General features: G+C 69.8%; 22 protein-coding genes. 14 read left to right on the plus strand and 8 right to left on the minus strand.

Annotation, left to right across the window (positions count from 1 at the left end; genetic code table 11):
- Positions 1-55 precede the first annotated feature (55 nt).
- Complete coding sequence (locus ACWEPL_RS11285) at positions 56-2,053, plus strand: transglycosylase domain-containing protein (RefSeq protein ID WP_363970759.1); 1,998 nt, start codon at positions 56-58, stop codon at positions 2,051-2,053.
- Here the strand turns inward: ACWEPL_RS11285 and ACWEPL_RS11290 are convergent.
- A complete protein-coding gene (locus ACWEPL_RS11290; protein WP_452435962.1) occupies positions 2,050-4,002 on the minus strand; it encodes a thioredoxin domain-containing protein in 1,953 nt (650 codons plus the stop codon). The genes ACWEPL_RS11285 and ACWEPL_RS11290 overlap by 4 nt on opposite strands.
- A 158-nt stretch (positions 4,003-4,160) precedes the next feature.
- Between ACWEPL_RS11290 and ACWEPL_RS11295 the strand changes: the two genes are divergently transcribed.
- Entirely contained in the window at positions 4,161-5,309 is a 1,149-nt protein-coding gene (locus tag ACWEPL_RS11295) for a hypothetical protein (protein ID WP_452435985.1), read from the plus strand.
- Here ACWEPL_RS11295 and ACWEPL_RS11300 read toward each other — a convergent pair.
- The 3 genes from ACWEPL_RS11300 to mca are packed head-to-tail and all read right to left on the minus strand — an operon-like array spanning position 5,292 to position 6,672.
- Positions 5,292-5,588 (minus strand): GNAT family N-acetyltransferase, encoded by a 297-nt coding sequence (locus ACWEPL_RS11300; protein WP_350725709.1) that lies wholly within the window; start codon positions 5,586-5,588, stop codon positions 5,292-5,294. The two genes, ACWEPL_RS11295 and ACWEPL_RS11300, sit on opposite strands and share 18 nt — an antisense overlap.
- The gene (locus ACWEPL_RS11305) at positions 5,589-5,753 is read right to left on the minus strand and encodes a hypothetical protein (protein WP_192788033.1); all 165 of its coding nucleotides are present in this window, start codon (positions 5,751-5,753) and stop codon (positions 5,589-5,591) included.
- 34 nt (positions 5,754-5,787) lie between these two features.
- Entirely contained in the window at positions 5,788-6,672 is an 885-nt protein-coding gene (gene mca / locus ACWEPL_RS11310; protein ID WP_452435963.1) for a mycothiol conjugate amidase Mca, read from the minus strand.
- A gap of 135 nt (positions 6,673-6,807) precedes the next feature.
- On the opposite strand from mca, the gene ACWEPL_RS11315 reads away from it, so the two are divergent.
- The 3 genes from ACWEPL_RS11315 to ACWEPL_RS11325 all read left to right on the plus strand — a co-directional run bounded on the left by ACWEPL_RS11315 (position 6,808) and on the right by ACWEPL_RS11325 (position 9,116).
- Complete coding sequence (locus ACWEPL_RS11315) at positions 6,808-7,227, plus strand: DUF4307 domain-containing protein (protein WP_355197352.1); 420 nt, start codon at positions 6,808-6,810, stop codon at positions 7,225-7,227.
- Between the two features lie 108 nt (positions 7,228-7,335).
- Positions 7,336-7,836, plus strand: a complete 501-nt coding sequence (gene greA / locus ACWEPL_RS11320; RefSeq protein ID WP_148437100.1) for a transcription elongation factor GreA — start codon at positions 7,336-7,338, stop codon at positions 7,834-7,836.
- 122 nt (positions 7,837-7,958) lie between these two features.
- The gene (locus tag ACWEPL_RS11325; RefSeq protein ID WP_363970764.1) at positions 7,959-9,116 is read left to right on the plus strand and encodes a C40 family peptidase; all 1,158 of its coding nucleotides are present in this window, start codon (positions 7,959-7,961) and stop codon (positions 9,114-9,116) included.
- Here ACWEPL_RS11325 and ACWEPL_RS11330 read toward each other — a convergent pair.
- Positions 9,113-9,265 (minus strand): hypothetical protein, encoded by a 153-nt coding sequence (locus ACWEPL_RS11330; RefSeq protein WP_452435964.1) that lies wholly within the window; start codon positions 9,263-9,265, stop codon positions 9,113-9,115. The two genes, ACWEPL_RS11325 and ACWEPL_RS11330, sit on opposite strands and share 4 nt — an antisense overlap.
- Before the next feature lie 389 nt (positions 9,266-9,654).
- Between ACWEPL_RS11330 and ACWEPL_RS11335 the strand changes: the two genes are divergently transcribed.
- The 8 genes from ACWEPL_RS11335 to ACWEPL_RS11370 all read left to right on the plus strand — a co-directional run bounded on the left by ACWEPL_RS11335 (position 9,655) and on the right by ACWEPL_RS11370 (position 17,503).
- A complete protein-coding gene (locus ACWEPL_RS11335) occupies positions 9,655-10,176 on the plus strand; it encodes a hypothetical protein (protein WP_363970766.1) in 522 nt (173 codons plus the stop codon).
- A 248-nt stretch (positions 10,177-10,424) separates the two neighbouring features.
- Entirely contained in the window at positions 10,425-12,218 is a 1,794-nt protein-coding gene (locus tag ACWEPL_RS11340; protein WP_452435965.1) for a phosphoenolpyruvate carboxykinase (GTP), read from the plus strand.
- A 148-nt stretch (positions 12,219-12,366) separates the two neighbouring features.
- Positions 12,367-13,266: a TIGR04222 domain-containing membrane protein gene (locus ACWEPL_RS11345; RefSeq protein WP_452435966.1), complete on the plus strand. Its 900-nt coding sequence runs from the start codon at positions 12,367-12,369 to the stop codon at positions 13,264-13,266.
- A gap of 1 nt (position 13,267) precedes the next feature.
- A complete protein-coding gene (locus ACWEPL_RS11350; RefSeq protein WP_363970772.1) occupies positions 13,268-14,113 on the plus strand; it encodes a DUF692 domain-containing protein in 846 nt (281 codons plus the stop codon).
- The gene (locus ACWEPL_RS11355) at positions 14,110-14,541 is read left to right on the plus strand and encodes a hypothetical protein (RefSeq protein WP_452435967.1); all 432 of its coding nucleotides are present in this window, start codon (positions 14,110-14,112) and stop codon (positions 14,539-14,541) included. Before ACWEPL_RS11350 ends, ACWEPL_RS11355 begins: the two co-directional genes overlap by 4 nt.
- 122 nt (positions 14,542-14,663) lie before the next feature.
- A complete protein-coding gene (locus ACWEPL_RS11360) occupies positions 14,664-15,164 on the plus strand; it encodes a hypothetical protein (RefSeq protein ID WP_350725691.1) in 501 nt (166 codons plus the stop codon).
- A 51-nt stretch (positions 15,165-15,215) separates the two neighbouring features.
- Positions 15,216-15,977: an isoprenyl transferase gene (locus tag ACWEPL_RS11365; RefSeq protein WP_350725689.1), complete on the plus strand. Its 762-nt coding sequence runs from the start codon at positions 15,216-15,218 to the stop codon at positions 15,975-15,977.
- A gap of 257 nt (positions 15,978-16,234) precedes the next feature.
- Positions 16,235-17,503, plus strand: a complete 1,269-nt coding sequence (locus tag ACWEPL_RS11370; protein WP_436839091.1) for a PhoH family protein — start codon at positions 16,235-16,237, stop codon at positions 17,501-17,503.
- On the opposite strand, the gene ACWEPL_RS11375 is transcribed toward ACWEPL_RS11370, so the two are convergent.
- From ACWEPL_RS11375 to ACWEPL_RS11385, 3 genes are read right to left on the minus strand one after another with little or no spacing between them, the layout of a single operon-like run.
- Entirely contained in the window at positions 17,504-18,004 is a 501-nt protein-coding gene (locus ACWEPL_RS11375) for a hypothetical protein (RefSeq protein ID WP_363970777.1), read from the minus strand.
- Entirely contained in the window at positions 18,001-19,413 is a 1,413-nt protein-coding gene (locus tag ACWEPL_RS11380; RefSeq protein WP_363970779.1) for a HAMP domain-containing sensor histidine kinase, read from the minus strand. The genes ACWEPL_RS11375 and ACWEPL_RS11380 overlap by 4 nt, the downstream gene beginning before the upstream one ends.
- The gene (locus ACWEPL_RS11385; protein ID WP_355197335.1) at positions 19,410-20,084 is read right to left on the minus strand and encodes a response regulator transcription factor; all 675 of its coding nucleotides are present in this window, start codon (positions 20,082-20,084) and stop codon (positions 19,410-19,412) included. The genes ACWEPL_RS11380 and ACWEPL_RS11385 overlap by 4 nt, the downstream gene beginning before the upstream one ends.
- Positions 20,085-20,431: 347 nt before the next feature.
- Here ACWEPL_RS11385 and ACWEPL_RS11390 point away from each other — a divergent pair, with 347 nt between their 5' ends.
- On the plus strand, positions 20,432-21,070 hold the full coding sequence (locus ACWEPL_RS11390; RefSeq protein ID WP_363970782.1) for an aggregation-promoting factor C-terminal-like domain-containing protein: 639 nt from the start codon (positions 20,432-20,434) through the stop codon (positions 21,068-21,070).
- Positions 21,071-21,086: the final 16 nt, after the last annotated feature.

The following is a 21,086-nucleotide window of genomic DNA, read 5'->3' on the forward strand; positions in this document are numbered from 1 at the left end:
GGCGCTGACGCCTATTCCCGATTCCACGCAGAAGCAGGCCACCGCGCAGGGTTCGGTGATCTATTACCGCGACGGCAAGACCGTGCTCGCCCGCCAGGGCATCGACCGCAAGAGCGTCGAGCTGGCCAAGGTTCCCAAGCACGTGCAACAGGCGGTCATCGCGGCCGAGAACCGCTCCTTCTACGACGACGGCGGCGTCTCGGTCAAGGGCACCGCGCGGGCCGTCTGGTCCACCGTCACCGGGCAGCAGCTCCAGGGCGGTTCGACGATCACCCAGCAGCTCGTGCGCAACTACTACAGCGGCCTCAGCCAGGAACGTTCCGTCACCCGGAAGTTCAAAGAGATCCTCATCGCGATCAAGGTCGACCAGTCCAAGTCGAAGGACTGGGTGCTCGAGCAGTATCTCAACACGATCTACTTCGGCCGCGGCGCCAACGGCGTCCAGTCGGCCGCCCGCGCCTACTTCGGCAAGGACGTCGGCCAGCTCAGCGTCGCCGAGGGCGCCTACCTCGCGGCGGTGATCCAGCAGCCCAGCCGCTTCGCCGACCCCAAGGGCCCCGACCTGGCGGCGGCCCAGGAGCGCTGGAAGTCCGTGATCGACGCGATGGGCCAGACCGGCATGCTGACGCCCGCCCAGGTCGCCGCCCAGCGCTTCCCCAAGCTCGCGGCGCCGAAGAAGCCGTTCGAGCTCAAGGGGCAGGCCCAGTACATGCTGGAGCAGGTGACGGCCGAGCTCAACCGGCGCGGCTACTCCGACGAGGACATCAACGGCGGTGGGCTGAAGATCGTCACGACGTTCGACAAGAAGCTCATGCAGGCCGCCCAGCGGGCCGTCAAGGACGTGCTGCCCGACGCCACGCCCAAGAAGGTCCACACGGGGCTGGCGGCCGTCGATCCGGCCACCGGTGAGATCGTCGCGTTCTACGGCGGCAGCCCCGCGCAGTCCCAGTACGACAGCGCGTTCTCGGCCAAGGTCCAGGCCGGCTCGACGTTCAAGCCGTACACGCTGGCGGCGGCGCTCGACAACGGCTTCGACCTGTCCACCAGGGTCGACGGCAACTCGCCGATGCGCGTGGCGTCCGACCCGAAGCCGATCCCCAACGACAGCGACCGCTCCTACGGCGAGATCGACCTGGTGCAGGCCACCCAGAACTCGGTCAACACCGCGTTCGTGGACCTCGGCCAGAAGGTCGGCCTGGACAAGGTCGCCGCCGTCGCCGAGAAGGCGGGCATCCCCAAGACGCAGCTCGAGAAGCAGCAGAGCTACGCGTCCTTCCCGCTCGGCGTCTCCTCGGTCAGCGCCGTCCAGAACGCCTCGGGCTTCTCCACGTTCGCCAACAAGGGCGTGCACATGGAGGCCCACGTGGTGATGTCGGTCACAGACGCCGAGGGCAAGAAGAAGACCGTCGAGCCGGTCTCGACGCGGGTGGTCAGCGAGCAGGCAGCCGGGGACGCCACGTACGCGATGCAGCAGGTCGTCAAGTACGGCACCGGCACCGGCGCCCGGCTCTACGACCGCCCGGTGGCCGGCAAGACGGGCACCACGGACAAGTCGAAGAGCGTCTGGTTCAACGGGTTCACGCCGCAGCTCGCCGTCGCCGTCGACATGTTCAGGGAGGACAACGCCACCGTCACGATCCCCGGGTACGGCACGCAGTTCGGCGGCCAGCTCCCGGCGCAGATCTGGCGGGCGTTCATGACCGAGGCCATGGCGGGCAAGCCGGTCGAGGAGTTCCCCGAGCCGTCCGACTACGGCTGGGGCCCCGACTACTCGTCGCCCGACCAGAACCAGGACGGTCCCCAGCAGGAGTACACGCCGCCGTCCGACCCGAACGACTGGTTCGACAACACGCCCGAGCCCGACATCACCGCGCCCCCGTCCACAGACCCGCCGGTGACGGATCAGCCGAGCGACAACGGGCCGCAGCAGGACCAGCAGCAGCCCGACGAGCAGACCGGCCCGCCGTCCACGCAGCAGCAGGCGCCCGACCAGCCCACGACCGGGGGCGACACGATCAACGACGCCACCACGGGCCGCCCGCAGTCGGGTTAGCGCGCCGCGCCCAGCTCCGCCCGCAGGTCATCGACCGTCGTCACAGGCAGGCGGCAGGTGAACCCCTTGCACACGTACGCGGCAGGCGCCCCGCCGACCAGCCCGCGCCCCTCCAGCAGCTCCGGGAAGTCGCCGGGGCCGCGGGCGACCACCAGCCCCGGCACGTCGGCCAGCAGCGCCGCCCTGTGCAGCTCCGCCGTGCGCGGGTCGTCGGCCGGGCCGATCACGGCCACCTCCACGGGCCCGTCCAGCGCCGCCCGAGCCACGGCGAGGCCCCAGCCCGCGAACCTGGCGTGCCCCGTGGCCAGCACGGACACCGCGCCGAGCGCGGCCTGGGCGGCCTCCCTGTGCCGCGTGGAGCCGGTCAGGGCGCCGTAGGAGAGCAGCGCGCCCGCGGCCGCGAACTGGCCCGACGGGGTGGCGTTGTCCGTGGGGTCCTGCGGCCGCTGGAAGAGGCGTTCGGAGTCGTCGGCGGTGTCGTAGAAGCCGCCCGTGTCGTCGGCGAACCTGTCGAGCACCGTGTCCAGCAGCGAGCCCGCCAGCCGGAGCCACCTGGGCTCGCCGGTCACGCCGTACAGGGAGATCAGGCCCTCGGCCAGGTTGGCGTAGTCCTCGAGCACCCCGGCGTTGGTGCCCGCCCTGCCGTCCTTGGACGTCCGCAGCAGCTTGCCGTCCGCCACGTGCGTGCTCGCGAGCAGGCCGGCCGCGGCCGTGGCCGCCGCCACGAGGTCGGGGCGCTCGAACACCACGCCGGTCTCCGCCAGGGCCGCGATGGCCAGGCCGTTCCACGAGGCCACGACCTTGTCGTCGCGTCCCGGGCGTACGCGCTGCTCCCTGGCGGCCAGCAGCCGCTCGCGGACGCTCGCGTAGCGCGCCGGGTCGTCGGGATCGCGTGGGAGCTGCAGCACGGACGTGCCGTGCTCGAACGTGCCGGTCACCTCGAAGAGCTCCTGCGCCCAGCGCCCGTCGTCCTCGCCGAGCACCTCGCGCAGCTCCTCGGGCGTCCATACGTAGAACTTGCCCTCCACACCCTCGCTGTCGGCGTCGAGCGCGGAGGCGAACCCGCCCTCCTCGGTGCGCATCTCCCGCAGCAGCCAGTCGGCCGTCTCCAGCGCCACCCGCCGCGCGAGCTCGCCGCCGCCCGCCTTCCACCAGTGCGTGTAGACGCGCAGCAGGAGCGCGTTGTCGTAGAGCATCTTCTCGAAGTGCGGCACGACCCATTCCGCGTCGACGCTGTAGCGGGCGAACCCGCCGCCGAGCTGGTCGTACAGGCCGCCGCGGGCCATCGACCCGAGCGTCTCGCCGCTCATCTCGCGCTCGCCCGAGCGCAGCAGGAACTCCAGCACCATGGACGGCGGGAACTTCGGCGCCCTGCCGAAGCCGCCGTTGACGCCGTCGAACTCCTGGCCCAGGTTGCGCATGGCGAGCGCCAGCGTCTCCTCCTTGGGCACGGCCCCGCTGGGCAGCGTGGTGTTCGTGGTGAGCGCCTCCACCACCTTGGCGCCCTGCTGCAGCACGGACTGCCGGTCGCCGACCCACACGTTGTGCACCTCGGTGAGCAGGCGCTGGAAGTGGGGGCGCGGGAAGTAGGTGCCGCAGTAGAACGGGTGGCCCTCGGGAGTGGCGAACACCGTCATCGGCCAGCCGCCCTGGCGCGTCATCGCCTGGGTGGCCCCCATGTAGACGGCGTCCACGTCCGGCCGCTCCTCGCGGTCGACCTTGATGTTGACGAAGTGCTCGTTCATCAGGCGCGCGGTGCCGGGGTCCTCGAAGCTCTCGTGTGCCATCACGTGACACCAGTGACACGCTGAGTAACCGACGCTGATCAGCAGCGGCACGTCCCGCCGCCTGGCCTCCGCGAACGCCTCCTCACCCCAGGGGCGCCAGTCCACGGGGTTGTCCGCGTGCTGCAGCAGGTAGGGGCTCGTGGCGTCTTTCAAGCGGTTCATCAGGACCTCCACTGATCAGCCTAGTCCGCCCCCGGCCCGGGCCTCTCCCGCCGCACGGCCCGCCCGCTGCCCCGGTGCTCGGACGGGGCGCTCGCCGAACGAGAGCCGGGGGCGGCTGACTGGGGAGGCCGGGACGGGCTAGGTTACGGGGCGTGGATATGGACTTCGTCTGCGCACACGCCGGCCGCCCGGTCGGCGCCGTCACCCGCAGGGACGTGGCACGCGCCCTGCTGGCCGTTCCCTCAGGGGTGGCGCTGGTGGCGCTGCCCGACCTGCGGCGCGCGATGATGGCGGCGGGCAACCCGCTCTCCCGCCCGTTCTGGGAGTCCGCCAAGACCACGCTCAGCTCGATCGAGGCGGGTGTCGCCACGGTCGGCGACGTGCAGCGCTGGGTCGAGTCCACCGGCACCGAGCCGATCCTCATGACGCCCAGCTACTTCGTCTGGCCGGAGGAGGACGAGCGCGGGCCCGTGGCGGTGGAGATGTTCGGCTGGCTGGTCGCGTACCTGGAGGAACGGGTCGAGGCCGGTGAGATCGACCCCGACGCGCTGGCGGAAGGCGATCGGGCGGCCCGCGGCGCGTACGAGGAGCTGCAGGAGCGCTGGCTCGGCACGCCGCTGGCGGACGGCAGGGTGCCCGGGTTCGCGGTGAGCGACGAGCTGGACGAGGAGTCGTTCGCGATCTGGGACGAGGAGGAGGCGTTCGCGCTGTCGGAGCTGCGGCGGATCCTCGCCGGCCTGCCCGCGCAGCCCGAGCTGCCCGCCGGCGAGCTGGATGCGGCGGCGGCGCGCCTGCGCACGCTGCTCGCCCTGCCCGGCTACCCGGCCAACGTGCTGCGGGCCTGCGCCGGGTTCGAGGAAGGCCCGATGCCGGACGACGACGGTGAGCTGTGGCTGGCGGTGGCGGCGGGCATCGCGGGGCCGATCTCGGACCTGTCGGAGAGCGGGGATCTGCTGGAGGAGTTCGTCGACCTGGACGGGGAGCTCACCCTGGAGGACGCGACGCTGGCCAACCTCTGCGCGATCCAGCACGCCGACTGGCTGGCCGGGGTGGCGGCGCTGGCGAGGCTGGGCCCGGGGGTGCTGGCCTCGCCCGAGCGGATGGCGCGGCTCATCGCCGAGTCGGAGGACATCGACGTCGACGAGCAGGACACCGACGATCTCAACGCGACCGAGAGCCTGTTCGGCTCGGTGGTGAGCCTGTGGGGCTATCTCGGCATCGTGGACAAGGACGAGGTGCTCACTCCGCTGGGCTGGTGGGGCCTGCCCAAGGCGCTGGAACGAGCCTGGTCACGCGCTGCCGAATGAGCTGTCGACCAGGTGCTGGAACTCGGGGTGACGCTTGATGTACTTCGCCACGTAGGGGCAGAGCGGCACGACGCGCAGGCCGGTGTCGGCGCTCGCCTGGAGCGCGAACGCGACCAGCCTGCTCGCCAGCCCCTGCCCCTCGTACGCGGGCAGGACCTCGGTGTGCGTGAAGACGATCTTGGTGGGCAGCAGGCGGTAGTCGGCGAACCCGGCGACCTTGCCGTCCACGAGCACCTCGAACCGGCTCTCCGTCGAGTTGTCGACAACTTCGATCGGCATCTACTCGGCCTTCTTGTCGTCCACGTCGCCCTCGTGGGGGACCTGGATCTTCGACATCTGCTTGTTCATCGACTTGACCAGGAAGTACAGGGCAAAGCCGAGGAAAGCCACGACGAGGAAGCCGAGCAGGCCCGGACTCACATCACCTGCTGCTAGAACGTTCACAGTTCCAGTCTGCCACTGGGGGAGCGTGGTCCCGTCAGTGGCAGGCGGGGGAGACGTCCTCGGCGTGGATGCCCGCGAACAGGTCGTCCTCCGGCAGCTCCGTGTCCACCAGCGAGCGCGCCAGGTGGTAGTCCTCGGTCGGCCAGATCTCCTGCTGCAGCTCGCGCGGGCAGACGAACCACCAGCTGTCGGGGTCGATCTGGGTGGCGTGGGCGATCAGGGCCTGGTCGCGGATCTCGAAGTACTCGCCGCACGGCACCCGCGTGGTGACCGGCCACTTGGCCGGGCGGTCCTCCCAGCGGGAGATCCAGTCGGCGTACGGGGAGCCGAGGCCACGCTCGGTCATCGCCTCGTGCAGCGCCTCGAACCGCTCCTTGGTGAAGCCCATCTGGTAGTAGAGCTTCAGCGGCTGCCACGGGTCGCCCGTGCCCGGGTAGCGGTCGGGGTCGCCGGCGGCCTCGAAGGCCTCCACCGAGACCTTGTTGGTCATGATGTGGTCGGGGTGGGGGTAGCCGCCGTCGTCGTCGTACGTGATGATCACGTGCGGCCTGAACTCCCGCACGGCCGCCACCAGCGGCGCCGAGGCGTCCTCCAGCTTCTGCGTGGCGAAGGAGCCCTCGGGCAGCGCCTCGTCCTCGTTCTCCGGCAGCCCGGAGTCGACGAAGCCCATGAAACGCTGCTGCACGCCAAGGATCTCGCGGGCCCGGTCCATCTCGGCCTTGCGCACCGCGGCGATGTTCGCCACGATCTCGGGCCGATCCATCTTCGGATTGAGCACGGAGCCCCGCTCACCACCCGTGAGCGTACAGACCAGCACTTCCACACCTTCGCGCACGTAACGCGCCATCGTGGCGGCGCCCTTGCTCGACTCGTCATCGGGGTGGGCGTGGACGGCCATCAGCCTCAGCGGTGCACTCACGGGCTCGATGTCTCCTCAGTAGGGACCGGTCACTCGCCCAGAGAGGTTAGTTTCTGCTGGGCGGTCGCGAGGGCACACCCCCCGCGGGCGACAATTGTCTCGGATAACGCTCAGGGAGTGCAGGGAGATTCCGCCATGGCGACCAGAGATGTCGAGAACCAACCAGTTCTCGGCACACCCGACGACTTCCCCGACCGCCCCAAACGAGGCGGGCGGCTGGTCGTCCACGTCGTGATCGGCGTGCTGGTGGCCATCATCGCGGGTGGCTGGGGTTACGTGATGTGGTCGATGACGGCGGGCGGTTCGGAGGCGCCGTCGCAGGTGGTGACGTTCAACGTCGTCAGCGCGAATCGCGCGGAGATCACCTTTGAGGTGTACAAGCCAGACGATAGGGTGGCTGTCTGCCGGATCAGGGCGCTGGACGTCTATCACGCGGAAGTGGGCAGCAAGGAAGTAAGAATCCCGGCTGGCGGGGGTAGTAAGCAGATCAAGGAAAGCCTCGACACCAGTGGTGAGGCCACTTCCGTCCACATCCAGTACTGCAATCTCGTATAGTGAGACGTTTGGGGAAGCGTTGGAGCGGTTGACTTGTTAGCCTTTCGCAATTCAACCACACGTAACCTCAAGTGATCTCAGGGCCCCCTAGGCAAGCAAGGAGAACCCGTGGCCGACTCTCGCGATGAGAACGTCACATGGCTGACGCAGGAGGCGTACGACCGCCTGAAGGCGGAGTACGAATATCTCTCTGGCCCCGGGCGCGTCGACATCGCCAAGAAGATCGAAGCCGCCCGCGAAGAGGGCGACCTGCGTGAGAACGGTGGCTACCACGCCGCCAAGGACGAGCAGGGCAAGATGGAAGCCCGGATCTTCCACCTCCGGCAGATCCTCGACAACGCCCAGGTGGGAGAGGCCCCCAAGGCCGAGGGCGTGGTGGGCCCCGGCATGACCGTGACCATCCGGTTCGTCGGCGACGACGACGAGGTCACCTTCTTGCTCGCCTCCCGCGAAGAGAGCGGAGCGCCGATCGACGTCTACTCGCCGAAGTCCCCGCTGGGGGCGGCGATAAACGGCAAGAAGATCGGGGAGAAGGCGACCTACTCCATGCCCAACGGCCGCCAGAACACGGTCGAGATCCTTGAGGCAGTGCCGTACATCGGCAACTGACACCCCCGCAGGACGACCGCCGGGCCCACGCTGGCCCGGCGGATTTTTCGCGTGCGTCAGGGATCCGGCAGGATCTCAGCTTCCTGGTCAACTCTCGTAAGCGGAGCAACACGTACAAGCTGGTGCCGTTCATCGTGGTGGCGCTGGTCGCGGTGCTGACCGCCGACGTGCTGCTGCTCGCGCGATCCGGGCAGGACGTCGGTCCCGTACGCGCGCAGGCCACGCTCAAGCAGACGCCGCTGGCGCAGCGCCGGCCGCAACAGCAGCAGGGGCAGCAGCAACCGCCACCCGTCACCACCGTCCAGCCGGTGGAGCCGCTGAAGAAGCTGCACAAGCCCAACCTGTTCGTGCTGACCAGCAAGCCGTTCACCAACGAGCTGTTACGGAAGGTGGCCAAGCTGCGCGGGGTGCGGGCCCTGGAGCTGGCCGACGCGGCATCCGTCATGCTCGACGACAAGCGGGTGCAGACGTTGGCGGTCAATCCGTCCACGTTCCGCTCGTACACGCCCAAGGTGACCGCTTCGTCCGACGCGCTCTGGCAGAACGTCGCGGCGGGTGACGTGGCGGTCTCGTTCGTGCTCGGCAACGACGGCGGGCTCGCGCTGCACCGGCGCGTGGCCAGCCCGGCCGGGACGCTGCGGATCGGCGCGTACGCCACCACCGGGTTCGGCGCGGTGGACGCCGTCGTGTCCAAGAACGTGGGGCGGACCTTAGGACTCCCGCACGACAACGCCCTCATCGTGAGCGCCCCCGAGACCAACTCCGAGACGCTGCGCAGGGCCATCCTCAAGCGGCTGCCCAAGGGCACGCAGGTGGCCATGGTCAACCCGGTCCTCCCGCAGCCGCAGACCCCGACCCGTAGCTGGCCTTCCGGGTCATTCATGACGGGCGAGCAGATCACCGTGGCGCTGAAGGCCGCCGCCTCCAAGCTCGGCCGGCCGTACGTGTGGGGCGCCGAGGGGCCCGACACCTTCGACTGCTCCGGCCTGGTCCAGTGGGCCTTCGCCCAGGCGGGGGTACGGATGCCCCGGGTGACGCACCAGCAGTGGGTGACCGGGCCGCAGGTTCCGCTGTCGCAGGCGCAGCCGGGCGATCTGATCTTCTGGCGCCTTGACCCGACCAATCCCGACTACATCTCCCATGTAGCGATTTATTGGGGTAACGGGAAGATGATCCAGGCGCCGCGCACCGGCGATGTCGTCAAGATCTCGCCCGTGCACACCCGCAACCTGGCAGGCGTCGTCCGCATAAGCCCGGTCGCCGCCGCCAAGGTCCGCTAACCCCCCACCCGTCCCCCGACCAGCCCGGCTCCGACCAGCCCACCCCCGTACCCGACCAGCCCGGCCCCGTCCCTGGCCAGCCCGGCCCCGTCCCTGGCCAGCCCAGCCCCGGCTCCGGCCAGCCCGGCCCCGGCTGCTCGGCGCCGCACGCCGCCGACGCGCGCGCACAGCGTCCCACCTGGGCCGCGCCACGATGCTGCGGACGGGTGGTGGCACGGCGCGCTCGGGCAACGACCGACGGCCCGCCCCCGGTGCGCGCACCCGCGCCGCGCCGCGCCGCGCCGTGCCGCGCCGCGCCGCGCATCCCTAGGCCCACCCGCGAGGCCCGCAAGACGACGGTCCGCCCGCGCCGTGCCCCCGCGCCCGTCGCTGGGGTGCGCGTGATCAGGCCCCCCGTGAGCACCTCGCGGCGTGACCCTTCCGGGGCCGGTGGGGCCGGTGAGGCGGGGGGTGGGCATGAGGGGGGAGGGGGCGGTGGGGTGCGTAAACGCGGTCCCGGAGGCGTGCATTTCGCTTGCAACTGTGTAATGGTGATTACATGGCAACAGACGACGACACCGCGCAGATTCACGGCTGGTTCACCGGACGGCTGCCCGAGGGCTGGTTCACCGGAGCGCCCGAGATCGTCAGGGACCGCGAGGAGATCGCGGTGCTCGGCACCCTCCCCGACCCCCCGGACGACGTGCCGGAGGCCGAGCGGGCCGCTCTGGTCGAAGGGCTGGCCAGGAGGTTCAGGGAGGAGACGCGCGAGCGGCGGATCGAGATCGCCCGGGAGGCCGAGCGCAAGTTCCGGCAGAAGGTGTCCTGGGGTGTGGTCTGCGGCGGCGAGACTGTGATGTTCACCACACTCTCCGTGCCCGTGATGACCCGGCTGCGTCAGACGGAGCGGCAGGTTCTGGACACGCTCGTGGCCGCGGGAGTGGCCAGGAGTCGCAGCGACGCGCTCGCCTGGTGCGTACGTCTGGTCGGCAAGCACACCGACACATGGCTCGCCGACCTGCGGGACGCGCTCCAGCATGTCGACCGCGTTCGCTCCGAGGGACCCGACGTCAATTCCTGAGACCACGCAGCGGAAACGGGCGTGCAAATGGACTAAACCACTGGGGAAATTGGTTTAGACCATCGGAATTGGACTGGACCACTGCATGTTAATTCTCTTTTAAATCTGCTCGGGCTGGGTAGGCTCCCCCAATCGTCAGGGCCGCTGCCTGCGGCGACGGTCAAGCCAACAGGTCTATGCCAATTGGCTTTCATGCCGCTTCGTCGTTAATGATGACTGGGCCCTGAGACAGTGGAGGAGTCGCAGTCGTGTCCGTTTCCGTGGAAGTGCCCGCACCGACCAGCAATGGCGAATTGGCCGCGTGGGTGAACGAGATCGCCGCCCTGACCCAGCCGGACCGGATCGAGTGGTGCGACGGGTCCGAAGAGGAGTGGACGCGCCTGACCAACCTGCTCGTGGATCAGGGGACGTTCACGCGACTCGCCGCCCGGCCCAACAGCTTCTACGCCAAGTCCGACCCCAGCGACGTGGCCAGGGTCGAGGACCGTACCTTCATCTGCTCCGAGCGCGAGGAGGACGCGGGCCCGACCAACAACTGGATCGCGCCCGACGAGATGCGCCGGACGTTCCGGCAGCTCTTCAAGGGCTGCATGCGCGGCCGGACGATGTACGTCGTGCCGTTCTGCATGGGCCCGCTCGGCGGCGAGATCTCGCAGCTCGGCGTCGAGATCACCGACTCCCCGTACGTCGCCGTCTCCATGCGGATCATGACCAGGATGGGGGACAGGGCGCTCCGCCTGATCGAGCAGCGGGGCGAGTTCGTCAAGGCGGTCCACTCCGTCGGGGCGCCGCTGGAGCACGGTCGGCAGGACGTGCCCTGGCCGTGCAGCTCGACGAAGTACATCAGCCACTTCCCCGAGACCCGCGAGATCTGGTCGTACGGGTCCGGCTACGGCGGCAACGCCCTGCTCGGCAAGAAGTGCTACGCCCTGCGCATCGCCAGCGCCATGGCCCGCGACGAGGGCTGGATGGCCGAGCACATGCTGATCCTCAAGCTCACGCCGCCGTCCGGCGAGCCCCGCTACGTCGCGGCCGCCTTCCCGAGCGCCTGCGGCAAGACCAACCTCGCCATGCTCCAGCCCACGATCCCGGGCTGGAAGGTCGAGACGATCGGCGACGACATCGCCTGGATGCGCTTCGGCGACGACGGCCGCCTCTACGCGATCAACCCGGAGGCCGGCTTCTTCGGCGTCGCGCCCGGCACCGGCCAGGTGACCAACGCCAACGCGATCAAGACGCTCTGGGGCAACAGCATCTTCACCAACGTCGCGCTCACCGACGACGGCGACGTGTGGTGGGAGGGGCTGACCGAGGAGCCGCCGGCGCACCTGACCGACTGGAAGGGCCGTTCCTGGACGCCCGGCGGCGACGAGCCGGCCGCCCACCCGAACGCCCGCTTCACCACTCCCGCCGCCCAGTGTCCGACCATCGCGCCCGAATGGCAGGACCCCAAGGGTGTGCCCATCTCAGCGATCTTGTTCGGCGGTCGCCGCGCCACCGCCGTGCCTCTGGTCACAGAGTCGCTGAGCTGGGAGCACGGCGTCTTCCTCGGAGCCAACGTCGCCTCCGAGAAGACCGCCGCGGCCGAGGGCAAGGTCGGCGAGCTGCGCCACGACCCGTTCGCCATGCTGCCGTTCTGCGGCTACAACATGGGCGACTACTTCGACCACTGGCTGGAGATCGGCCGCCGCAAGGGCGCCAAGCTGCCGCGGATCTACTACGTCAACTGGTTCCGCAAGAACGCCGAGGGCAAGTTCATCTGGCCGGGCTTCGGCGAGAACAGCCGCGTGCTCAAGTGGATCGTCGACCGGCTCAACGGTGAGGCCAAGGCCGTGCCGACGGCGATCGGCCTGCTGCCGGCCGACCTCGACACCAAGGGCCTGGACCTGACCGAGGAGGACCTGCGCACGCTTCTGTCGGTCGACAAGGAAGTGTGGCGCGAGGAGGCGTCGCTGATCCCGGCCCACTTCGACAAGTTCGGCTCGCATCTGCCGAAGGAACTGTGGGACGAGTACAACGCCCTGCTGGACCGCCTCGGCTGATCCCTCGTGCGGTACGGCGGCTCCGTCCGACTCGACGGAGCCGCCGACGAAATTCGAATAATCTAAATGAGCAGAACGAAACCTTTACCGCTGCCTTACGCGTCCTTCCGATAACCAGCCTTATTCGGCTGTACGGAGGGAGGCCTAAATGGACCTGTTCCTGCTGATCCTTTCGGTGGCTCTGGCCGCGGCAGCCTTAACCACCGCCTCCGCATTCAAACGCGAGCAAGCCGTCTCGACGACGTCCCGTACTCGCGCCATGGGTCAGAAACTGAGCCACTACGAGATCGCCTATCTGGCGGGCGGCCCGGGGCAGGTGGCCGGCACGGCCATCGCTCTCCTGACCGGCTCGGGAGATCTGCGCGTGGCACGCGGGGGGCACGTGCACAGCGTCCACGCGCGGTCGGTGTCGCGGGACCCCGTCGAGCAGGTGGTGCTGGCCACCGTCGCCGACCGTTCCGGGCTCACGGCGTCCGCGCTCAAGACCGAGGTGCGCAGGAGCCTGGCGATGGACGAGCTCAAGCGCCACCTCACGGACGCCGGCCTGGTCCTGCCCGGCGACCGCGCCAGGCGGCTCGACCGGCTGGCCGCCGGCCTTCAGGTGGTGTCGGCGCTGGCCTTCGCGGGGGTCGTGGCGGCCGTGGTCACCGTGCTCACCGAGGGCACGAAGCCGCTCCTGGCGTTCTCGCTGATCGCCCTGGCGATCACCGGCGCCGGCGCGGCCGCCGCGATCGCCAACCGCCGGAAGTCCCGTCGGCACAAGCTGACCGCCCACGGGGTGGAGCGGCTCGGCAACGCCAGGAAGACGCACCCGCTGGGCTCGGGCGGCGGGCGGGTGCACACCGCGCTGTACGGTCCGGGCGCGCAGGTGAAGGCCGACCTGCGTGCGGCCAGGGCGGCCCGCCGGCCCAGGCGGCGGGCGACGTACGGTGGCGGATACAGCGGATCCAGCGGATGCGGCAGCGGCGGAGGAGGCTGCGGCAGCTCGTCGAGCTGCGGTGGCGGGAGCGGCTGCGGCGGCGGCGGTTGCGGGGGAGGAGGGAGCTGACATGGCCGAGCCGGGAGCACGGCAGCGTACCGGGGTCGAGCTGGGGGTGGGGATCGGCTGGCGGGCCGAGCTGGACCTGTCCATCGAGCGGATGCCCGGCGTCGACTTCCTCGAGGTCGTCGCCGAGAACCTCAAGCCCGCCGACCTCCCCGAGTCGTTACGCGTGCTGCGCACCAGGGGGCTGCCGGTGGTCCCGCACGGGGTGTCGCTCGGCGTCGGCGGCGCCGAGCCGCCCTCCCCGGCCCGGCTCGCCCACCTGGCCGCCTGCGCGGAGGCGCTGGACGCGCCGCTGGTCAGCGAGCATCTGGCGTTCGTACGGGGCGGCGGCATCGAGGCCGGGCACCTGCTGCCCGTGCCGCGCACCCGCGAATCCCTGCGGGTCATCACCGCGAACGTGCGCAGGGCCCAGGACGCGCTGCCGGTGCCGCTCGCCCTGGAGAACGTCGCCGCCATCTTCGGCTGGCCGGACGACGAGCTGACCGAGGCCCAGTTCCTCGCCGAACTGGTCGAGCGCACCGGGGTCGGGCTGCTGATCGACGTGGCCAACCTCTACACCAACCAGTTCAACCTGGGGTTGTCGGCCACGGACGCGCTCGACGCGCTGCCGCTGGAGCACCTCGCGTACGTCCACGTGGCCGGCGGGTACGAGCACCACGGCATCTGGCACGACACGCACACCACCTCCGCGCCGGAGCCGGTGCTCGACCTGCTCACGGAGCTGTGCGCCCGCGCCACCCCGCCGGGGGTGCTGCTGGAGTGGGACGACGAGTACCCGAGCGACGCCGCCCTGGGGAACGAGCTGGCCAGGATCCGCACGGCGATGTCCGCGGCCGGGGAGCCCGGATGACGGACCGGCGCCGCTCCCCGGCCCCCGAAGCCCCGGCCGCGGTGACGGCTGACGTCCCCTCGGCGGTGGCGGGCGCCGAGGGGCTGGGGGCGGCGCGGCGGCGGCTGGCCGAGGCGCAGGGGCAGGTCGTGGCGGCACTCGTCGCCGGCGCGGAGCTGCCCCAGGGGTTCGACCAGGAGCGGATGCGGGTGCAGGCGTCGAGCCTGGTCGCCAAGCGGCGCGGCATCGTGGCCAGGATCCGGCCCGACGCCGCCGCCGCGGCCGGCCCCGACCTGCCCGCGGAGTTCGCCGCCTACGCGCGGTCCCGCAGCGAGCCGCCGCCCAGCTACCGCACCGACGCGGACGACTTCGCCGCCTGGCTGCGCGAGCGCGGCCGCATGCCCGATCCGCCGCCCAAACCCCATTGGTGGTCGCGATTCCTGCCCTGAGCGTGGCCGCAACCGGCCAGGGGTGGATCAGGGATAGCCGGTTTAGCAGGCATTCGTCCGGAAACCGTCAGAGAATGGGGGGATTGCGTTGTGTCGACGGCTCTTATCTGACCGTCACGCCAGTGGCATGCAAGGACAGCATCGGCACGCCGTACGAGGTCACCCTCGAACTGCGTCGCGACGGCACGCCGTACGGGAGCGTCGGAGAGCGGTGCGGCTGGCTGCTCGCGCGCCTGGCGCGCGGGGTGGACGAGGCCAGGCAGGGACGCGGAGCGGCCAGGCGGTGGACCGACCCCGACGACAGGTTCCCTGACGAGGACCCGGACAGCGAGCTGTTCTCCTTCCGCTACCGCACCAGAGCGGGTCTGGTGGGCGGCGGGGAGCTGCGCTGCCAGCTCAGGACCATCCCCGTGTGGCAGGCCACCAAGGGCGAGTGGCGGCTGACCAGAAGGGCGTACGTGGAGGCCTGGGGCTCGACGGGCGTGGGCATGCGGGCGGTGCTGACGTCGTCGGAGCTGTCGGTGTTCGTCCGGAGCCTTGTGGATGAGGCGGAAGGATGTCTGGAAGGTAGAGATCTGGCGAGGAATCCGCTAGACGGAGCAGGCACGGGCGATTCGCGGTGATAATTGCCTGTTGGGTCATGCGACCGAAGGCAACCGCTGGGGAGGCACTCCGTGGGCCTGCGCGATCTGGTCTACCGGCTGTATGAGCACAGGCTGGAGTCCAAGCTGTCGAAGGACATCATCCCCCGGCACGTCGGGGTGATCATCGACGGCAACCGCCGCTGGGCACGCGCGATGGGCATGCGTGACGTCGCCAGCGGCCACCGCAAGGGCGCGGACAAGATCTCGGAGCTGCTCAACTGGTGCCGCGAGACGGGCGTCGAGGTCGTCACCGTCTGGATGCTGTCCAACGACAACCTCAACCGGCCGAAGGAGGAGTTGGAGCCGCTGCTGCGCATCATCGAGGACGTGACGCAGGAGCTGGTGGACGAGGGCTGGCGGATCAGCCCGGTCGGCGCGCTGGATCTGCTGCCGGACCGGACGGCGAATGTCCTGAAAAACGCAAAGGAAGCATCATCACACCGTCCAGGCCTGATTGTGAACGTTGCAGTTGGGTATGGAGGAAGGCGTGAGATTGCCGATGCGGTGCGCTCACTGCTCCAGGAGCAAGCGAGCAAAGGGGCGAGCATCGAGGACCTCGTCGAGGTGCTCGATGTGGAGCACATCGCGGAGCATCTCTACACTCGCGGCCAACCCGACCCGGACCTTCTCATCCGGACCTCGGGCGAGCAGCGCCTGTCCGGCTTCATGCTCTGGCAGAGCGCTCACTCTGAGTTCTACTTCCACGAGGCCTACTGGCCTGACTTCCGCAGGGTGGATTTCCTGCGGGCGCTGCGCGACTACGCTGCGAGACACCGACGTTACGGTTCATGACGCGACAACGGGGCATTCAGAACGTAACGTAGTAAATGTCCGACCGCAGGCCGGACATTTCGGAGAGGGCCCGCCTTTGCACCAAGATCTGCCGAGGGGGCCGGTACCCGGCGCCGACGGCAGCTCGCGGTCGGGGATGTGGGTCCGGTCCGATTCCCGCCTCGTCTGCAGGGCGCTCGCGCTTATGGGCGCCCGGGGGAGAACGTGTGGCAGTGTCCTCGAGCAACCCTACTCACCTGTCGGCCAAGCGCACGTATGTGCTGGACACGTCGGTCCTGCTGGCCGACCCGGCGGCAATGACACGCTTCGCCGAGCACGACGTGGTTCTTCCGATCGTGGTCATCACCGAGCTGGAGGGGAAGCGCCATCATCCCGAGCTCGGCTACTTCGCCAGGAAGGCCCTGCGCTACCTCGACGACCTGCGCGTCCAGTACGGCAGGCTCGATGAGGCGATGCCCACGGGGGACGGCACGATCAGGGTTGAGCTCAATCACAGCGATCCGTCGATTCTGCCCGTCGGGTTCCGCCTGGGCGACAACGACACCCGCATCCTGACCGTGGCCCGCTCGCTGGCCGCCGAGGGCTGCGACGTGGTCCTGGTGTCCAAGGACCTGCCGTTGCGGGTCAAGGCGGCCTCGATCGGCCTGGCGGCCGAGGAATACCGCGCCGAGCTCGTACACGAGTCGGGCTGGACGGGGATGGCCGAGGTCCAGGTGACCGCGGAGGACGTCGAGGTGCTCTTCGACCAGGGCAGCGCCGACCTCGAGGAGGCCAGGGACCTGCCGGCGCACACCGGCCTGCGGCTGCTGTCGGCCAAGGGCTCGGCGCTCGGCAGGGTGCAGCCGGACAAGTCGGTGAAGCTCGTACGCGGCGACCGCGAGGTATTCGGCCTGCACGGCCGCTCCGCCGAGCAGCGCATCGCGCTCGACCTGCTGATGGACCCGGAGATCGGCATCGTCTCGCTGGGCGGCCGGGCCGGCACCGGCAAGTCGGCGCTCGCGCTCTGCGCGGGCCTGGAGGCGGTCCTGGAGCGCCGCCAGCACCGCAAGGTGGTCGTCTTCCGCCCCCTGTACGCCGTGGGCGGCCAGGAGCTCGGCTACCTGCCGGGCACCGAGGGCGAGAAGATGGGCCCGTGGGCGCAGGCGGTCTACGACACGCTCGGCGCGATCACCTCGCCCGAGGTGATCGAGGAGGTGCTCGACAGGGGCATGCTGGAGGTGCTCCCGCTGACGCACATCCGAGGCCGGTCGCTGCATGACGCGTTCGTGATCGTGGACGAGGCCCAGTCGCTGGAGCGCGGGGTGCTGCTGACCGTGCTGAGCCGGATCGGCGCCAACTCCCGGGTCGTGCTCACCCACGACGTGGCCCAGCGCGACAACCTCCGCGTCGGCCGGCACGACGGCGTGGTCGCGGTGGTGGAGAAGCTGAAGGGCCACCCGCTCTTCGCGCACGTCACGCTGACCAGGTCGGAGCGCTCTCCGATCGCGGCGCTGGTGACGGAGATGCTCGAGGACATCACGATGTGATCACTTGAGCTCGCCGCAGGTGTGCTGCCCCTCCGACCTGGAGGGGCGGTTCACGTTCTCCCGGACGATCTTCACCATCTCGTACGCCGCGTCCTGCTGGGCCGTGCAGACGATCTGCGCCATGCCGAGCCTGGTGAGCGTGCCGTCGCCCCTGACGTAGACGGTCAGCGTCGAGGTGCGGGGCAGCTGGATCTCGTCGCGCTGCACGGGGTTCAGCGAGTCCTTGATCCCCAGGTACGTGAACCCGCGCAGCGCGGTGTCCCGGCCGCCGTCCAGAGGTTGCGAGGAGGCCGCGAAGAGCGCGCCGAGCAGGCTGGCGACGGTGTCGTTCTCGACGTCGGCCGCCTCCAGGGCGAGCTTGCCGTTCCTGATCAGGAAGATCGTCTTGGACGGCGGCGGGATCTTGATGGTGGGCGCGTTCCCCCGGTCCTGGACGTCCGTGGGCGAGATGCCGCAGGCCGTCAGGGCGAGCAGGAGAGCGAGGACGAGAGCGCGGGTCATGAGTGCGGTAGCCAGACCGTGAAGAGCGTGCCGGGATTCTGCAGGCGTACGGAGATCGTGCCGCCGTGGAGGTGGACGTTCGCCCTGGCGATCGCGAGGCCGAGGCCGCTGCCCTGGCTGCGGGCCCGGCCCGCGCCGGCCTTGAAGAAGCGGTCGAAGACGTGCGCCAGCGCCTCGCGCGGGATGCCCTTGCCGTGGTCGCGCACCTTCACCTCCAGGCCGTTCTCCGTGCCTCTGGCGCTCACCATGACGGGTCGCTGCCCGTGCTTGAGCGCGTTGCCGACCAGGTTGGCCACGATGACGTCGAACCTCCTCGGGTCGAGGTTCACCGTCAAGCCCTGGGACGCCTTCACCTCCACCTGATCGGTCCAGCCGCGCACCTCCAGGCAGTCGGCGATGGCGTCGGCCACGTTCACCGGCTCGACGTTGAGCGTGGCCGTGCCCGCGTCGAAGCGGCTGATCTCGATGAGGTGCTCGACCAGCTCGCGCAGGCGCTCGATCTCCCTGAGGACCAGCCGGACGGCCTCCGCCGGCGCATCCGGCAGCCGGCCCGCCTCCTCGGAGAGCATGTCGGCCACGGCGGTCATGGCGGTCAGGGGCGTGCGCAGCTCGTGCGAGACGTCCGCCACGAACCTGCGCGACATGGCCTCCAGCGAGCGCAGCTCGGACACGCTCAGCTCCAGCGCCGCGGCCGCGTCGTTGAACCTGGAGGTCAGCTCGGCCAGCTCGTCCTGCCCGTGGACGGGCAGGCGCGTGTCCAGCCTGCCCTGGCCGAGCGCCTGCGCGGCCGCGCTCAGCCGCCTGACCGGCAGCAGCACCTGCCTGGCCGACAGCAGCGCCACGACCAGCGCGATCAGCACGATGGCGGCGCCGGCCTGGGCGAGCGTGGCCCTGAGCGTGTTGAGCTGGTTCTCGTCGCCCCGCATCGGGAAGAACGCGAACGCGCGCAGCCCGGTGGCCTGGGGAGCGCCGTCGACGTCGCGGTAGACCTCGGCGCCGACGATGAGCCAGAGCTGGTTGCGGATGACCTTGCGCTGGGTGACCACGCTCTGCTTGGCCCGGCCGTAGAGCTCGTTGGGCACGTCGCTCAGGGTCATGGGCCCCTCGGTGGAGACCAGCGTGCCGTACTCGACGATCACGCTGCGGCCCGGCCCGCTCAGCGCGGCGGCGACCCGGTCCAGCTCCTTGATGGTCGGCGCGGCCTCGCCGGGCGCGAGCTTGCCGATGGGGAACGTGATGCTGCCCAGCTCTCTGATCACGAGGTCGAGAGAGGTGTTCTCCTCGCGGGTCACGAGCGCCGTCTTGGCCAGCTCGAAGCCGATGGTGGCGACCAGCAGCGAGGCGGTGACGGCGACGAGGGTGAACGTGATGACGAGGCGGGCGCGCAGTCCCGTGGGCAGGGGGATCACGGAGGGCTGAAGCGGTAGCCGAACCCGCGCACCGTGTGGATGAACACGGGCTCGGCCGGCCTCGGCTCGATCTTGGCCCGGATCCGCTGCACGCAGGCGTCCACCAGCCGCGAGTCGGCGATGTGCGTGTGGTCCCAGACCTCGCGCAGCAGATAGCGGCGGTTGAGCACCTGGCCCGGGTGCCGTACGAGCTCCAGCAGCAGCCGCAGCTCGGTCGGCGTCAGGTGGATCTCCTTGTTGGCCAGCATGACCTTGAGCGCGCCCCGGTCGATCACGAGGTCGCCGAAGGTGATGCGATCGGAGGCGGCGGACTCGGCCCTGCGCAGGATGGCGCGGATGCGCGCGTCCAGGACCCGGGGCTCGACCGGCTTGACCACGTAGTCGTCCGCGCCGGCCTCCAGCCCGACCACCACGTCCAGGTCGTCGCCGCGGGCCGTGAGCAGGATGACGGGGAGCTGGTCGAGCTTGCGTACGCGGCGGCAGACCTCGATCCCGTCGATCCCGGGGAGCATCACGTCGAGGATCGCGATCTCCGGGCGGCGGGCCCTGATGTGGTCGAGTGCCTCCTCGCCGGTCGCGTAGGAGGTGACGGAATGCCCCTGCCGGGTCAGCGCCAGCTCGAGAGCCGTACGCACCGAGGGGTCGTCTTCAACCAGGAGGATGCCTGCCACGCACAAATTATTATTCCATGTCCCGAATGCCCGAACTAAGTCACCAAACTGTGACGTGTCACAGATGGGACACGGAAGTGGCCGAGGCAGCCTGGAAGCGGCCCCCTTCGGTTTGCGGGCCTCCGAGGGCGAGCCGTCCTTTGTGTGAGCAATATCACACTATTTCGGAAACGCCACGGTTACCAGCAAGTTAGCCAACGGGGTCCCAAGCGATTCCCGCGTTTCGGTTGCGAACCACCCCCCAGTACAGGGCAAGCTCATGGTTCGTGAGCCCTGGTCCGCAGTTGAGTGAGCGCCCGCCGAAGGAAGACCTTCCCCCGGCACGCCGGCCCAAGAAGCGCCTGAGCGTGAAAGCGGTGGTGATCACCACCGTCTCGCTGGTGGTCGTGGTCGGCGGTGGCGGTTTCGTCGCCTACCGCGCCATGGAGAACGCCAAGAGGCCGGCCGTCACGCCGTTCACGCCCGAGCAGCTGGGCGCCATCGCGAGCGGCAGCTTCTACACGCCCGACCCCCAGAACGACGCGCTCAAGAACGCCGCCGAGCAGGCGTACAAGGCGGACAAGCTCAAGGACGGCCGGACCTCCGCGGGCAAGAACCCCGACATCGACTGGGTGGTGCCGAAGAAGGCGCCGGGCGGTGACGGGTTCCCCTCCATGAACTTCCCGCCGGGCAGCATCCCCTCGCCGGGCAGCAGCAAGGCCACCGCCAAGGCCATGCTCGCCTCCATGGGCTGGGGCGACGACCAGTGGGGTTGCCTGGAGCGGCTCTGGCAGAAGGAGAGCGGCTGGAACTCGCGGGCGATGAACCGCTACTCAGGCGCGTACGGCATCCCGCAGTCCCTTCCCGGCAGCAAGATGGCCAGCGCGGGCGCCGACTGGCAGACCAACCCCGCGACCCAGATCAAGTGGGGCCTCGGCTACATCAAGGGCCGCTACGGCACGCCCTGTGGCGCCTGGGGACACTCACAGTCGGTGGGTTGGTATTAGAGGGTCAACTTTCCCT

It is taken from the genome of Nonomuraea sp. NPDC004186 (assembly GCF_053603495.1).

Coding starts and splice junctions, on each gene's coding strand:
- ACWEPL_RS11300 (WP_350725709.1), bottom strand. CDS start 5,588: ATGCCGATCGAAGTTGTCGACAACTCGACGGAGAGCCGGTTCGAGGTG.
- ACWEPL_RS11295 (WP_452435985.1), top strand. CDS start 4,161: ATGGACTTCGTCTGCGCACACGCCGGCCGCCCGGTCGGCGCCGTCACC.
- ACWEPL_RS11345 (WP_452435966.1), top strand. CDS start 12,367: ATGGACCTGTTCCTGCTGATCCTTTCGGTGGCTCTGGCCGCGGCAGCC.
- ACWEPL_RS11315 (WP_355197352.1), top strand. CDS start 6,808: ATGGCGACCAGAGATGTCGAGAACCAACCAGTTCTCGGCACACCCGAC.
- ACWEPL_RS11290 (WP_452435962.1), bottom strand. CDS start 4,002: ATGAACCGCTTGAAAGACGCCACGAGCCCCTACCTGCTGCAGCACGCG.
- ACWEPL_RS11335 (WP_363970766.1), top strand. CDS start 9,655: ATGGCAACAGACGACGACACCGCGCAGATTCACGGCTGGTTCACCGGA.
- ACWEPL_RS11350 (WP_363970772.1), top strand. CDS start 13,268: ATGGCCGAGCCGGGAGCACGGCAGCGTACCGGGGTCGAGCTGGGGGTG.
- ACWEPL_RS11355 (WP_452435967.1), top strand. CDS start 14,110: ATGACGGACCGGCGCCGCTCCCCGGCCCCCGAAGCCCCGGCCGCGGTG.
- ACWEPL_RS11375 (WP_363970777.1), bottom strand. CDS start 18,004: ATGACCCGCGCTCTCGTCCTCGCTCTCCTGCTCGCCCTGACGGCCTGC.